The sequence below is a fragment of the Roseovarius confluentis genome (assembly GCF_002917925.1).
GTDB classification, from domain to species: Bacteria; Pseudomonadota; Alphaproteobacteria; order Rhodobacterales; family Rhodobacteraceae; genus Roseovarius; species Roseovarius confluentis.
Window position 1 is genome coordinate 235920 of sequence record NZ_PPFE01000003.1, and the last position, 14223, is coordinate 250142.

Below are 14223 nucleotides of genomic sequence, written 5' to 3' on the forward strand. Positions count from 1 at the left end.
AAATTCAACCAGTGCGCATCGGGTCGCGCATCGTCACGATCTCTTCCGACATGGTCGGGTGCACGGCGACAGTGCGGTCGAAATCCGCTTTTGTCGCGCCCATCTTGATCGCGACGCCGGCCAACTGGATCATTTCGCCCGCGCCCGGTGCGACGATGTGGCAGCCCAATACCGTGTCAGTCTCCCTGGATACGACGAGTTTCATCAGAACGCGGTAGGGTTGATCCGCGAAGGCCGTGCGCATGGGGCGAAACGAGGTGCAGTAGACATGCACCGGCTCCTGCTCGCGGGCTTCGTCCTCGGTCATGCCGACGGTGCCGAATTCGGGCTGGGTGAACACCGCCGACGGGATCAGCTTGTGATCGACCGGCGTGGGGTTGTTGTTGAACACGGTCTCGACGAAAGCCATTCCCTCGCGGATGGCGACGGGGGTCAGGTTGACGCGGTTGGTCACATCGCCAATGGCATAGACCGAGGGCACGGCAGTCTGGCTGTATTCATCGACGACGATCTCGCCGCCGCGGCCGAGTTCGACGCCGATCTCCTCAAGCCCCATGTCTTTCGTGTTGGGGGCCCGGCCGGTGGCGAAGAGAACCTTGTCGAAGACCGCTTCCTTGCCGTTGGTCGCCTTGACCCAGATCGGGCCGTCGTGGTCCTCGGCAATGTCGTGGGCCTCGGGCTCGTTCGCGGGGGCACCCATGGACGCGTCGGACGAGGTGAGCGCGCCGCTGACGCTGTGATCTTCGGAGGCGGGGGCCATATCGACGATATTGGTGCCGAAATGCAGGTCGATGCCTTTTTCGCTCATGCCTTCAGCGATGATGCCGCGTGCCTCTTCGTCGAAGCCGCGCAGGATCTGGGCGCCGCGATAGTAAAGCGTCACGTCAACGCCAAGGCCCGCCAGAACGCAGGCGAATTCACACGCGATATAGCCGCCGCCGACGATCAGGATGGATTTGGGCAGGGTATCCATGTGGAAAAGGTCATCCGACACGATGCCGAGTTTGGCATTCGGCACTTCGGGCCGGACGGGGTGGCCGCCCGTGGCGATGAGGATGTGTTTCGCGGTGACGTTCTCCCCCGTGGACAGGGTGACGGTGTTGGCGTCCTTGAGGCGGGCGCGGGCATCATAGGTGGTGACGCCGGAATTGCTGAGCAAGCTACGGTAGACACCTTCGAGGCGGTCCAGTTCCCCGTGCAAACGGTCGCGGAAGCCGCACCAGTCGAAGTCGCCCAGCGACATGTCCCAGCCATAGGCGCGTGCTTCGTCGGGCAGGTTGGAAAATTCCGACGCGAAGACCATCAGCTTCTTTGGTACGCAGCCCCGGATGACGCAGGTGCCGCCATAGCGGTCGTCCTCGGCCAGGGCGACTTTGGCGCCGGTGGCGCTGGTCACCCGGGCCGCGCGGACACCGCCGGACCCGCCGCCAATCACGAAAAGGTCGTAGTCATACGGCATGTCGGTCGCCCTTTCAGTCCTGCAGGTCAGTGAAGAGGTTGTCCGTTTCGACGAAATCGAGTCGATCCTCGGCGACCGTGCCTTCGTTGATGTCTCGCGTCTCGACCCGGCCATCGCCGTAGCCGAGGATGACGACATCGCAGATGTCTATGAAAAGACCGTTCTCCACCACGCCGGGCATTTGGTTGAGAACCATTGAAAGCTGATGCGCATTGCCGATGCGGCCCAGATGCAGGTCGAGGATGTAATTGCCCTCGTCGGTGACGAAGGGGCTGTCGCCGTTCATACGCAGGGTGGCGTCTCGGCCCAAAACGTCCATCGAGATAAGCAATTCCTCGATCAGCGACTTCGTGGTCTGCCAACCAAACGGGATGACCTCGACCGGCAACGGAAAGGCACCGAGTTTCTCGACTTCCTTGCCGACATCGGCGATCACGATCATCTGGTCGGAGGCTGTGGCGACGATTTTTTCCTGTAGAAGAGCGCCGCCGCCACCCTTTATAAGATTGAGGTTGCCGTCGAATTCGTCTGCGCCATCGATGGTCACGTCTATCCACCTTGCCTCGTCAAGGCTGATAACCTCGATGCCGACTTCGCGCGCAAGCTCCGCGGTTCGTGTGGACGTAGGCACGCCCCGGATCTTGAGCCCGTCTTCACGCACGAGCTCTCCAAGGCAACGGACCATCCAAGCGGCTGTAGAGCCGGTTCCAAGACCAACGCGCATGCCGTCTTCCACATAGTCGACGGAGCGCTTTGCAGCTACAAACTTGGCCTTGTCGATCGGTGACAACTCTCCGGTCATGCGCAATTCTCCTGCAGGCGTGCATCTTTGCCCGCGTTATAGGGAGTTTGCGCGTCAGGGGCGAGGGGTCATTTCAAGACCCAGGAAGTACGCTTCTTACTGCGCGCGTATTGCGGCCAGATCGGGCGAGATGGTGGACGGCAAGGTCTTCGTGCCGGTAGATTCACCGCCGAAGATTACAATGACACCGGCAGCGAGGAGGAGGATGAACCCTGTTGTCTGCATTTCAATTCTCCATGTTCAAAGAGAACGTTTGAGGCCGTTTCCGGTTCCACATTGACGTGAGTCGGTTAACCTTAGATGAACGCCTGTAAACCTTTGGCGAATATCTGCGCGTCGACGTCGGTTTTGTGCGACACCAAGAGCACGGCGCAGCATAGTGATGGCTTGGGTAACAGCCCCGAATGCGCTAGGTATTGAGCTCATGTTTCTGTCTGTCTTCGATATGTTCAAGATCGGCATCGGTCCGTCCTCTTCACACACGATGGGGCCGATGGTGGCTGCCGCCAGATTTCTTGATCTGATGCGAGCGTCACCGTTCGAATTTCAAGGTCTGCGCGCCAGTTTGCACGGATCTCTGGCCTTCACCGGCGTCGGGCACGCGACGGACCGCGCGACGATCCTCGGCCTTGCCGGGTTTCGTCCCGAGAATTACGATAATGACAAGGCAGAGGCGGTTCTGGCGGATATCCGCGAGACCCACAGGGTGACACCGCCCGAGCTGCCTGCGCTTCATTTCTACCCCAAGGAAGACTTGAAATTCGACTTCGGACCCAATTTGCCGGGCCATGCCAACGGGATGATCCTGATGGCTACCGACAAACAGGGCGACGTGATTTTGCAAGAGACTTACTATTCGGTTGGCGGCGGATTTGTTCTTACCGCGGATGAACTGGCCGCCGGGCAGGACACCGACGATGGCCCACCTGTGCCCTATCCGTTCAAAAGTGCGGCCGAAATGCTGGAGATGGCCGAGACCAGCGGCAAGTCCATTGCCGAAATGAAAAAGGCAAACGAGATCTCGCGCGGAGGCTCTGAAAACCTGCGCAGCGGCGTGTCGCGCGTCTGGCAGGTCATGAACGATTGCATCGAGCGCGGGCTTGCGAATGACGGTATCCTGCCGGGCGGTTTGCAGGTGCGTCGCCGGTCCAAGGCAATACATCAGGCTCTGCTGGCAGAGCGCGGCACGAACCTGAACGCTCCGCACAAAATCAACGATTGGATCAGCATCTACGCGATGTCCGTCAATGAGGAAAATGCCGCCGGCGGTCAGGTCGTCACTGCGCCCACCAACGGGGCAGCGGGTGTGGTTCCTGCGGTGATCAAGTATTGGCTGGAACATGTGCCGGGCGCCAACGAGCGCGAAATCGAGACATTTCTTCTGACAGCCGCAGCGATTGGCGGACTCGTCAAGTTCAACGCGTCGATCAGCGGCGCGGAGGCAGGATGCCAGGCCGAAGTTGGTAGCGCGTCTGCCATGGGGGCTGCTGGGCTGGCCGCGGTTCTGGGTGGGACGCCCGCGCAGATAGAGAACGCCGCAGAGATCGCGCTTGAACATCACCTTGGCATGACATGCGACCCGGTGAAGGGGCTCGTCCAAGTGCCCTGCATTGAACGAAACGGGCTGGGTGCGATCAAGGCGGTGAGTGCCGCGAGTCTCGCACTGCGGGGCGACGGGGTGCATCTCGTGCCTCTGGATGCCTGTATTGAAACAATGCGCCAGACAGGTGCGGATATGAGCGAACGCTACAAAGAAACCTCATTGGGTGGCCTTGCCGTCAACGTACCGAACTGCTGATCGGAAACGGCGAGCGAAGTAGCGAACTTCTAGAAACTAGAAGCAGCTTCGTTTCTGACGCACAGTTAGCGTGATCCGCATGACGGAGACAGGTCAAATACTAAAAGGTGTCCTTGCCCGCGCCGCAATCTGTTAGGCCGACGGCGGCCATGTGGCGGCGCTCCGCATCAGAACCTCCGCCGTCGCTTCAAAAGCTGACGCGGGCAGGATCAAGAGCATCTTTGGCGCTGTAAACTGGAGCGAAATGGGGCCGGTCGCCTTGTTCGAGGTTCCGATCCGGCCGTCCGGAGTGAAGGTCAGACCGGCGATCGGCCACTCAAGCCCATCCGACAAGCCCTCGACAATACCCAAGGGAAAAAGCGAAACTGGTGTTTCCGGCGCAAGATCCAATGCAAAAGAAGGCGGGGCGACGAAGATGATATTGTTGCTACCCAGAAGTATGCAGCGGCGATGGGGATATCGAACCAGCGTATTGAGATTGGCCAAGTGGTGATCGATCCGCTGCCCAGTGAATCCCACTCCCAGGATCAACGGTGCATCGACATTACGGAGGCATTTTTCGAAGTCGGTGCTATCTTGCTCAGAGATGTGATGCAGGCGGTCATGTGGCAACGCCGCGCGCGTGTCATCACCTAGTGAATCGAAATCACCGATCACGGCAGAAGAAACCAGCCCAGCGGAACGTACGGCATCCGCACCGCCATCTGCGGCGACGATGTGGTCACCGATGGCCAAAGCCCGGATAAAGTCTGTTTCACCAAGCTGGCCGCCACCGACCAGTGTGACTGGGTGAGAATGCTCAACAATCAAGGTGAATTTCCATCATTAACCACTATTTTGGAAACAGGACACATTCTCGCCTCGAAATGATACGGTAAAATTCTAAGAATCGGGCCGCTTTCGACGCTGCCATCATGGTAAAAAATATGATTGCAGGCAAAGTAGAGCGAGCGAAAAAATGGTAAGCACAAGCAAAATTCTGACCGTATCCTACGGCACGTTTTCGTGCACTTTGGAAGGTTTCGACGATTCGTTCGAAACAATGAAGGCCATTGCAGAGTATTTTCGCGACTTGGCTGCCGACGACAGGTATTTCGGTGCGGAACCACCGAGCCCGGACGCCGAGATGCTTGCCCGCATTGCCGAGCGCGAGATTTCCCGCCGCGTCGAAGCACGCGAAGAGCAAGGAAAAATCCACCTCCGGGCCGATGAGGGACATGGCGTTGCCGAGGCTCTTACACATGCCGCGCCGGTCGCGGCACCTGCCGCCGCCGACGAAGCGCCCGAAACCAAGCCTGAACCGGCGAAGGAAAATGTAGGCTCCGAAACTGAGCTTGAAGCTCAGCAGCCAACCGAAGCATCCGAGACGACAGCTGACACTGTGGCCGAATCCGCGCCCAAATCCCCGGTGGAAGCGTCGGAGCTCGATACGCTGCCAGCGCGACTGCCTGAAGATGATGCCAAGGTGGCTCCCGCAGAACCCGACGCGTTCGAATTGGCCGCTGAAGCGCCAGAGCAGATAGAGTCCGAATCAAAAACATCAGGCGATGTCGAAACGGCCGGAAACGAACCAGTTCCTGAAGCCGAAGACGTAATGGCCGGAATCGAGATCAAAGACGAAGCAATCGCCGATGAGGAGATTGCGAATGCCGGGACCACCTGTTCCGCCCCCGACGTTACGCGAGACGTAGATCCGTCTTTGGAAAGTGTGGTCGGGAGTGAAGCTTCGCCGGAGTCTGAGACCAAAGGCGATGCATACGACGCGGACGTCGAGGCGTTCATCGCCGACGCGGCGGCGGACGAAGCCAGTTCTTCTGCGCCGGACCAACGTGAAGCCGGAACCAGCGCTGCGGGTGATTATGACCCCGAACCCGCAGAGGCCGAGGTCACGGGGTATGGAGCACTCTCCCCAAGAGCCGAAGAAACTGAGGCGACTGTTGAAATTGTTACCGGTCCGCGAGACGAGCCTACGGCACGCGACGATGACGCCGATAGCGTCGCGGAAAAACTTCGTCGCATAAGGTCGGTCGTTTCGCAAAGTCATCTTGACTACGAAGTGTCAGATTACAGCGAAGATGAGCATGCCTACGGCACGATGAGCAACGCCTCGGAAGAGTTGGACGCACTGCTTAACGAATCTTATGCTGATAACGATGAAACGGCACACCATGCCGCACATACGGATGAAGCTTCGTCGGAAGACATCTTTACCGAAGAGCTGTCTGAGCTTGAGGGCGAACCGGAGCCGAAAGTCACCACCGCAGCAGAAGACGACGATGCAGAACAGACTCAAAGCATTCCGTCCGACGAGGATACGCTTGATGCGCTCATGGCCGACTTGGACGCGGATGCAGAAGAACAGTCCCAGAGCGCTGCTGAAGACACTACCGATGCGGATCTCGATGCTGAAACGTTAGAACGTGACAACAATGCCCAATCCGCACCGTCACTGGACCATGACACGGCCGCAAGAATAGACCAAGATACGCTGTCGCAACTTCTCGCGGATGCGGAGCCTGTTCAGGGCGCCGGTGCAGATGTGCCGGCGATTGCTGATAACCTGGATGATTTGGCAGAGGACGATCTGGGTGAAGACGAGGCCCCCGAGTCGCTTTTTGCCGATCTCGACGACGCTCTCGACGCAGGCGAAGAAGACTTGGATGACGAAGGTCAGTCGCCATTCGTACTGGGCGAGGAAGCGCGCATATCAGAGCACCACGAGAGCGCTACTTCGCGTCCTCTGAACGCTCGTGTACTCAAGATGAAACGTTCCGAATTCGAGACCGCGTTCGCGCAGGGCATGATCAAGGAGGAAGCCGAGGCGAACGCGTATATGGGCGACGGCGCGTACCTTGGCGATGAGGCGATCCTCAGCCCCGAAGAAGAAGCCGATCTGCAGCGCGAGCTAGCCGAAGTCGAGGCGGAACTGGCCGATAGTGGCTTTGAAAAGAGCATGGCTAGCGAAGCGGATAGGGCCCAATTCGACACCGAAGACGATAACTGGGAAGAAGAGGCTGACTTCGAGGATGCGGCCATTGCCGAGGCAAGCTCTCAGAATAGTGCGCTTGTGCAAGACAATCGTCAGCACGCCACAACAGAGTTTGAGGACGAGGATGAAGACGAGTCTCAGTCCGAAGCCCGGGATCGTGAGTTAAAGGCCTCGATTGACGAAGCCGCTTCCGCCAATGACGCTGCCCGGACCGAAGACGAGCACACAGCAGGTCAGGTGGCCAAACCTCGCAGCGGCCTCTCGCGACTGCTCGGTATGGGAAAACGCGCTCCCGAAGATGAAAAACGTATTTTCGAGGAAGCTGACAGCCAGATGGACGACAAGGACGCTAGTATGCGGCGCACGGCAATTCAGCATCTGCGTGCCGCCGTTGCCGCAACAAAAGCCGAGAAGAGTGCCGGTGTTGACGTGAACCAGGGGGTTGATGAAACCCCTTATCGCTCTGACTTAGCCGAAGTGGTGCGCCCGCGGCGCCCCAGCGCCCCGGCCTCGACAAGCCGTTCGGTACGGCCGAACGAACAACGTCCAGCGCCGCTCAAATTAGTGGCCGAGCAACGGGTTGATACTGAGCGTGCACCGGTGCGCCCGCGCCGCGTCACTTCGGTGCCGGCGCCGGTGCCGAAGTCAAACGACGGTGGCTTCACGGCCTTTGCCGAAGAGATGGGGGCGACCGACCTCTCAGACCTGCTTGAGGCCGCAGCTGCCTACATGTCGGATGTCGAGGGTCACTCGGAATTCACGCGTCCGATGCTTATGGGTAAGCTGAAAGAAGTAAACAGTGGAAACTACAGCCGCGAAGACGGCCTTCGCTCTTTCGGGCAGCTTCTGCGGCAAGGAAAATTGCGCAAAGTCCAAGGCGGACGTTTCTCGGCTACCGACGAAACCGAGTTCCGGGCCGAGGCGCGAAACGCCGGCTGATCTGGGCCAGGTTCGTCATGAAAACCCCCGGTCCACCTGCCGGGGGTTTCTGGTTTCAGTGAATGCCGTTGAAGGCCTGTCGTCGTACACTACAGGGAGTCTCGCCGTATTTTTTCTGAAACCAGCGCTTCATAAGCGTGACGTTTGAAAATCCGCAGGCAATGGCGACTTCGCCGACCGGTAGAGAAGTCTGTGTCATCAGGTCATGGGCGCGGTCGAGGCGCAGGTCGCGATAAACTTTCAGGGGGGAGCTCCCCAACTTTTCGGCAAAACCACGCTCAAGCTTTCGCGCCGAAATTCCTATGATTTCAGAAACTTGAGATACGCTCAAAGTGTCCTCAATATGGTCTTCCATGATCTGGAGCGCATCTGAAATCATTTCGCAACCCTGCGCCCGCCGGTGCAAACGCCAGCGCTCGCCAGCCCCGTTGCCGCTCCGAGACTCGGGTCCTTCCAGACCGAGATCACGCGCCAGTGCGGCTTCGGTAAAATTGCCTTCGCGGGCACCGATGAGTTCGACTATCATCTGCATTGCGGCGGCCGGACCGGTGGCGCTGCTGAAGGCTTTATAGTGACAAGTGGCCTCGTCTTGCATTTCCACGGTCGAGCAGGTTTCCCGCACACCGGCATGGAATGCCGAGTGCACGGACAAGCGCTTTGCCCCGAGCACGCCTGTCGCCAATGGCACGAATACTGCTCCCCCGACGACGCACACCCGCGCGGCGTTGCGTATTGCGGACCGCAGCGGAGATACCTCTGACCCAGTCGGTCGCCAAGGCGTTTCGACGCCGCCAATCAGCACCAGTATCTGATCCGGTGCACAGCTTAGTGTTTCGCTGCAAGAGTTCGCTGCTTCAACGCAGGTCCAGTCGTAGATATCGTGGGCCAAAATCTTGTTGGCGCGTCGCAGCACATGAATACAAGTTTCTGCGACAAATGCACTGTCTCTGTTTTGAACGAAGAAAACGAACTTATTCGAAAGGCTGCGCTGGTCTCGCAGCGGGCGCGGGTCGGGCGTGCCGACGGGATCTAGGTTTGAGAGGTACATGTCGTTTGTGACTTTCCCTGTTGTGAAACGGATCCCTGAATTCCGTGCTTGATGAATTGCCTTTAGGTTACGTTGACGAGAGAGGTCTCGACCGCATGCAGGAAGGACCCTGCCGAGGAGGATGCGGAGAGCAGAAGAAAGGCGTCGGGGCCAGTGCGAATAATCAGCACCCCAAGATGTTCCATGACCGTGCGAGCGGCGGCACCTTCGGCAAAGGCGTCGGGATGCAGATCGATCGGGCAGATGCGTTCCAGCGCGGTTCGGGCCAGCGGCCCGTCGAGCATCAGACCTGTCCAGACATCGGTCTGGTCGGTGGTATAAGCCGCGCCTTTCAGCAGGCTCTGCACATGTGGTTCTGCATCGGGCGTTGCGCGCGTGAAAATCGCGAAGGCCTGGTCGGGGCCAAGGCGCACAAGGCGGGTATCGTCATTGCCCATGACCGACTGTCCCGGCGCGGGCAAGTCGGCGCCAAAGCCCGATTTGACCGCTTGAAGCGTCGCATCCTCGGCACCGAGCGGTAAAGCGATGGACACGATCGCCAGGTCGTCGGGCGCGTAAAGCCGCGTGTCGCCGAAGTTGTGGTCGACGCCCTTGAGGGGTGGTTCGGCAATGAGGGTGAAATCAGCCACGCAGACGCTCTCCTTCCGGGTCGACGAAATGGGCCGAGACGATCTCGACCTCCATTTCGGTGCCGTGCACGGGGCTGACCGCGCGGACGATCTCGCCCATGCGCTCGTGCCCGCTCTTGATGAAGCCCAGGCCGATATGGTGGCCGAGGTTGGGCGAATAGGCGGCCGAGGTCATCCATCCCTGGTCATGCTCCATGTCGGCGGGGGCCTGTTTGTTCAGGAAATGCGAGCCGGCGATCAGCTTCTTGTCGCGGTCGACGGGGCGGAAGCCGACTAGCCGGACGGCGTCCTCGCGCACCATCTCGGGGCGTTGCGCCAGGACCTGGCCGATGCATTCCTTCTTCTGGCTGACCATCTTTCCCAGCCGGATATTGTGGGCGGTCGTCTGGCCGTTCAGCTCGTTGCCGGTGCAGTGGCCTTTTTCGATCCGCATGACGCCAAGCGCCTCGGTTCCATACGGTGCCGCATCGAATTCTGCGCCCGCCTCGTTCAGCACCGCCATCATCGAGTTGCCGAACCGCGCGGGCACGGCAATTTCATAGGCCATCTCGCCCGAGAACGAGATCCGGAACAATCGCGCGGGCTTGCCGCCGCAGACGGTTACGTGACCGCAGGCCATGAAGGGAAACGCCTCGTTCGACAGGTCGTGTTCCGCGTCGATCACCTTGCGCAACAGGTCGCGCGATTTTGGCCCAGCGACGGCGAACTGCGCCCAGCCGTCGGTGGTGGAAATCAGGTGAACGTCCATGTCGGGCCAAAGGCACTGGCGTGCGAATTCCAACCGGCGAAAAACCGTGACGGCGTTGGCGGTAGTCGTGGTCATCACGAAGTGGTTTTCATCCAGCCTTGCGGTGGTGCCATCGTCGTAGCAGATGCCATCCTCGCGCAGCATTAGGCCATAGCGGACCCGGCCGACCTTAAGGGTCGAGAAGGTGTTGGCATAGACCTTGTCGAGGAAGGCGCCGGCATCCTTGCCCTGGATGTCGATCTTGCCCAGCGTTGTGACGTCGCAGATGCCGACGCTAGTGCGGGCTGTCAGGGCCTCGCGGTCGACGGAATCGCGCCAGCCTTGCTCGCCCGGACGCGTGTACCATTCAGCCCGCAGCCAGTTACCCACGGTGACGAAGCTGGCGCCGTTCTGCTCGGCCCATTTGTGGCTGGGGGTCAGGCGGTAGGGGCGGAAATCCTTGCCGCGCGCGCGACCGGCCAGCGCGCCGATGGGCACGGGTGTATAAGGCGGGCGGAAGATGGTTGTGCCGACCTCGGGAATGGTCTTGCCGCGTTCCTCGGCCAGGATAGCGAGCCCCGCGATGTTCGAGGTCTTGCCCTGGTCGGTTGCCATGCCCATCGTCGTGTACCGCTTTAGCAGTTCGACCGAGCGGAAACCCTCGGTGTTGGCCAGCTTGATATCCTTGACGGTGACGTCGTTCTGCAGGTCAACCCAGGCCCGATGCTTGCTTTGCTTGACGTGCCAGAAGGCGGCGGCCCCGCGCGGTTCATCCTCGGCCTGCGGCAGGTCGGTGGCCTTGGCCTTGATGCCGAGCGCGTCGAGTTGCGCGGTGGCTTGGGCCTGGCCTTCGGCCAGTGCGGCAGCGAGGGTCATCGCCCCGTTCGCGGCCCCGGCGACGGCCATGCCCACCGGCAGGTCGCCGCCCGGAACGAATGCGCACAAGTCGTCGCGCCATGTAGGACGGCCGCGCTGGTGGCAGGTGAGGTGCACGTTTGGGTTCCAGCCGCCTGACACGGCCAGCGCGTCGACGGGAATGACCTTGCCATTGGTCAGGGTGATCGACTTTACGCCCTTGCGACCGATGGTGTTCATAACCGCCTCGCCCGCGACATGCCGAACGCCTGGCAGGTCAATGGGGGCGGGCGTGTCACGGCTGTCGACCACGACGGGAACCTCGATGCCCTTGGCCACAAGATCGGCGGCGGTGCGCCAGCCGTCGTCGTTGTTGGTGAAGACGGCGACGTGCTTGCCCGGGGTGGCGGCATAGCGGTTGGCATAGCTGCGCACGGCGCCGGCCAGCATGATGCCGGGGCGGTCGTTGTTGCCGAAGGCGATGGGGCGCTCGGTGGCGCCTGCCGCCAGAACGGCCCGCCTGGAATAGATGCGCCACAGGATCTGGCGCGGCTTGTCGCCGCCATCCGCAAGGTGATCGGTGCAGCGTTCGAGCGCGCCGTAGATGCCGTGATCGTAAGCGCCGTAGACGGTGGTGCGGGGCATTAGACGGACGTTATCCATCGACGCCAATTCGTCCGCGGTTTGCGCCGCCCAGTCGGTGCCGGACATGCCGCCCAGCTCCAGCGTCTCGCAGTTGAGGCGACCGCCGGGGCGGAAATCCTCATCCGCGAGGATCACTCTGGCACCTGAGCGCGCGGCGGTCAGTGCCGCCATCAGGCCCGAGGGACCCGCGCCGATGACCAGCAGGTCGCAATGCAGGAAGCCCTTGTCGTACGTGTCGGGATCGTCCTTCATCGACAGGCGCCCAAGTCCGGCGGCGGAGCGGATCACTGGCTCGTAGAGCTTTTCCCAGAACGCCTTGGGCCACATGAAGGTCTTGTAGTAGAAACCCGCCGACAGGAAGGGCGAGAAGAAATCGTTGACCGCTAGCAGGTCGTATTCCAGCGTGCCGCGATGGTTCTGCGAGGTAGCGTTCAGCCCCTCGAAGAGTTCGACCATCGTGGCGCGTGTGTTCGGCTCCTGATAGGCGCCGTCGCGCAGATGGACCAGCGCGTTGGGTTCCTCGGAGCCGTCGGTAAACACGCCGCGCGGGCGGTGATACTTGAAGGAGCGGCCCATCAGAAGCTGGCCATTGGCGAGAAGCGCCGAGGCGAGCGTGTCGCCGGGATGGCCGCGGAACCACTTGTCGTTAAAGCGGAACTTGATCTCTTTCGAGCGGTCGATCAGGCCGCCCTTGATACGGTTTTTCTGGGTCATTTGCCGCGCCCCCGTTTGCGTGCCACGTCACGGGCCAGTTCGACCGCCGTGATCTCGTGGGTCAGGGTGTTGCGCGTGACCACCAGCCAGGAGCGGTCGCCTTGTTCGTGGTACCAAAGCTCCTGGTGCTGGCCTGCGGGGTTGTCGCGCAGATAGCCGTAGCTGTGGAACTGTTCCATCGCGTCGGCGGCCTGCCAGTCGGGCCGGTCGATGAGGGCGGCATCGCCGAGATAGACGAATTCGGCGGCGTCTCGCGGGCCCAGAAGGGGATGGTCGATAATCATGTCTGTGCGCCCCTCAGTGCAGGTTGGGCTGGTTGCCCATGCCTTTTTCGTCGATCAGGTTGCCGGTCATGAACCGGTCCAGCCGCATTTCCGTCGCGGTGGGGTGCGGCTCGTCCTTGGCCAGCAGGTGGGCATAGCAGAAGCCGGAGGCGGGCGTGGCCTTGAACCCGCCATAGCACCAGCCGCCGTTGAAATAGAGCCCGTCGATATGTGTCTTGTCGATGAAGGGCGAGCCGTCCATCGACATGTCCATGACGCCACCCCAGGACCGCAGCAGGCGGGCGCGGCCGATCATCGGCATGATCGCCATGCCGCCCTCGCAGACGTCCTCGACGACCGGAAGGTTGCCGCGCTGGGCGTAAGTGTTGTAGCCGTCGATGTCGCCGCCGAAGACCAGCCCGCCCTTGTCGGACTGGCTGACGTAGAAATGGCCGGCGCCGAAGGTGATCACGCCGGGAAGAGTCGGTTTGAGACCTTCAGAGACGAACGCTTGCAACACGTGCGATTCAATGGGTAAGCGCATGCCAGCCATCGCGGCGACGCGGCCGGAGGACCCGGCAACGCACATTGCCACTTTCTTGGCGCGGATGGGGCCGCGCGAGGTTTCGACCCCGAGGCAGCTGCCATTCTCGATCTGAAAGCCAGTGACCTCGCAATTCTGGATGATATCAACGCCGCGGCTGTCGGCGCCGCGGGCATAGCCCCAGGCGACGGCGTCGTGCCGCGCGGTACCGCCGCGGCGTTGAAAGAGGCCGCCCTTGATGGGAAAGCGGGCGTTGTCGTAATCGAGGAACGGCAGTTCCTTTTTCAGCTGGGCGGCATCGACCAGTTCGGCATCGGCGCCAGCGAGGAACATCGAGTTCGCGCGCCGCACGAAGGCATCGCGCTGGCCGTCGGTGTGGATGAGGTTGAGGATCGAGCGCTGCGAGACCATCGAGTTGTAATTCGTGTCCTGCTCGAGGTTTTCCCACAGCTTCATCGAGAATTCGTAGAACGGCTCGTTGCCGGGCAGCAGGTAGTTGGAGCGGATGATGGTGGTGTTGCGACCGATATTGCCCGAGCCGAGCCAGCCTTTTTCAAGAACGGCGACGTTGGTCAGGCCGAATTCCTTGGCGAGGTAGTAGGCGGTCGACAGGCCATGCCCACCGCCGCCAATGATGACGATGTCATATTCCGCCTTGGGCTCGGGTTCGCGCCAGGCGCGTGTCCAACCCTTGTTGCCGGTCAGGCCTTCCCAGAGGACCTTGAATCCACTGTAGCGCATAAGATGATTCCCACGATTGCTGACATCAGTGTGCGGCATTCTTGGCGAATGGACTTTTCCAAAACGGACG

General features: G+C 60.7%; 11 protein-coding genes. 2 read left to right on the forward strand and 9 right to left on the reverse strand.

Annotated features, from left to right (window positions below):
• Positions 1-4: 4 nt before the first annotated feature.
• The 3 genes from C2I35_RS09140 to C2I35_RS22605 form a co-directional block, all read right to left on the reverse strand.
• Positions 5-1459 carry an FAD-dependent oxidoreductase gene (locus tag C2I35_RS09140; RefSeq protein WP_103762729.1) on the reverse strand — a complete coding sequence of 485 codons (1455 nt, stop codon included), beginning with the start codon at positions 1457-1459 and terminating at the stop codon, positions 5-7.
• A gap of 13 nt (positions 1460-1472) precedes the next feature.
• Positions 1473-2261, reverse strand: coding sequence for a ribose-5-phosphate isomerase RpiA (gene rpiA, locus C2I35_RS09145; RefSeq protein WP_103762730.1), 789 nt, complete (start codon positions 2259-2261; stop codon positions 1473-1475).
• A gap of 96 nt (positions 2262-2357) precedes the next feature.
• Positions 2358-2486 carry a hypothetical protein gene (locus tag C2I35_RS22605; RefSeq protein WP_281255057.1) on the reverse strand — a complete coding sequence of 43 codons (129 nt, stop codon included), beginning with the start codon at positions 2484-2486 and terminating at the stop codon, positions 2358-2360.
• Positions 2487-2685: 199 nt separating this feature from the next.
• On the opposite strand from C2I35_RS22605, the gene C2I35_RS09150 reads away from it, so the two are divergent.
• A complete protein-coding gene (locus C2I35_RS09150; protein ID WP_103762731.1) occupies positions 2686-4059 on the forward strand; it encodes an L-serine ammonia-lyase in 1374 nt (457 codons plus the stop codon).
• 132 nt (positions 4060-4191) lie between these two features.
• On the opposite strand, the gene C2I35_RS09155 is transcribed toward C2I35_RS09150, so the two are convergent.
• Positions 4192-4869 carry a thiamine diphosphokinase gene (locus tag C2I35_RS09155; protein ID WP_103762732.1) on the reverse strand — a complete coding sequence of 226 codons (678 nt, stop codon included), beginning with the start codon at positions 4867-4869 and terminating at the stop codon, positions 4192-4194.
• 148 nt (positions 4870-5017) lie between these two features.
• Between C2I35_RS09155 and C2I35_RS09160 the strand changes: the two genes are divergently transcribed.
• Positions 5018-7987 (forward strand): hypothetical protein, encoded by a 2970-nt coding sequence (locus C2I35_RS09160; RefSeq protein WP_103762733.1) that lies wholly within the window; start codon positions 5018-5020, stop codon positions 7985-7987.
• A 55-nt stretch (positions 7988-8042) separates the two neighbouring features.
• Here C2I35_RS09160 and C2I35_RS09165 read toward each other — a convergent pair whose 3' ends face one another.
• The 5 genes from C2I35_RS09165 to C2I35_RS09185 form a co-directional block, all read right to left on the reverse strand.
• Positions 8043-9035, reverse strand: a complete 993-nt coding sequence (locus C2I35_RS09165) for a helix-turn-helix domain-containing protein (RefSeq protein ID WP_103762734.1) — start codon at positions 9033-9035, stop codon at positions 8043-8045.
• Between the two features lie 62 nt (positions 9036-9097).
• The gene (locus C2I35_RS09170; RefSeq protein WP_103762735.1) at positions 9098-9664 is read right to left on the reverse strand and encodes a sarcosine oxidase subunit gamma; all 567 of its coding nucleotides are present in this window, start codon (positions 9662-9664) and stop codon (positions 9098-9100) included.
• Positions 9657-12605 (reverse strand): sarcosine oxidase subunit alpha family protein, encoded by a 2949-nt coding sequence (locus C2I35_RS09175; RefSeq protein WP_103762736.1) that lies wholly within the window; start codon positions 12603-12605, stop codon positions 9657-9659. The genes C2I35_RS09170 and C2I35_RS09175 overlap by 8 nt, the downstream gene beginning before the upstream one ends.
• Complete coding sequence (locus C2I35_RS09180; RefSeq protein WP_103762737.1) at positions 12602-12889, reverse strand: sarcosine oxidase subunit delta; 288 nt, start codon at positions 12887-12889, stop codon at positions 12602-12604. The genes C2I35_RS09175 and C2I35_RS09180 overlap by 4 nt, the downstream gene beginning before the upstream one ends.
• A gap of 13 nt (positions 12890-12902) precedes the next feature.
• Positions 12903-14153: a sarcosine oxidase subunit beta family protein gene (locus C2I35_RS09185; protein WP_103762738.1), complete on the reverse strand. Its 1251-nt coding sequence runs from the start codon at positions 14151-14153 to the stop codon at positions 12903-12905.
• Positions 14154-14223: the final 70 nt, after the last annotated feature.

Bases quoted from the DNA above. Each gene is read 5' to 3' on its own strand.
- C2I35_RS09140 (WP_103762729.1), bottom strand. From the start codon at position 1,459: ATGCCGTATGACTACGACCTTTTCGTGATTGGCGGCGGGTCCGGCGGT.
- rpiA (WP_103762730.1), bottom strand. From the start codon at position 2,261: ATGACCGGAGAGTTGTCACCGATCGACAAGGCCAAGTTTGTAGCTGCA.
- C2I35_RS22605 (WP_281255057.1), bottom strand. From the start codon at position 2,486: ATGCAGACAACAGGGTTCATCCTCCTCCTCGCTGCCGGTGTCATTGTA.
- C2I35_RS09150 (WP_103762731.1), top strand. From the start codon at position 2,686: ATGTTTCTGTCTGTCTTCGATATGTTCAAGATCGGCATCGGTCCGTCC.
- C2I35_RS09160 (WP_103762733.1), top strand. From the start codon at position 5,018: ATGGTAAGCACAAGCAAAATTCTGACCGTATCCTACGGCACGTTTTCG.
- C2I35_RS09165 (WP_103762734.1), bottom strand. From the start codon at position 9,035: ATGTACCTCTCAAACCTAGATCCCGTCGGCACGCCCGACCCGCGCCCG.
- C2I35_RS09175 (WP_103762736.1), bottom strand. From the start codon at position 12,605: ATGACCCAGAAAAACCGTATCAAGGGCGGCCTGATCGACCGCTCGAAA.
- C2I35_RS09180 (WP_103762737.1), bottom strand. From the start codon at position 12,889: ATGATTATCGACCATCCCCTTCTGGGCCCGCGAGACGCCGCCGAATTC.
- C2I35_RS09185 (WP_103762738.1), bottom strand. From the start codon at position 14,153: ATGCGCTACAGTGGATTCAAGGTCCTCTGGGAAGGCCTGACCGGCAAC.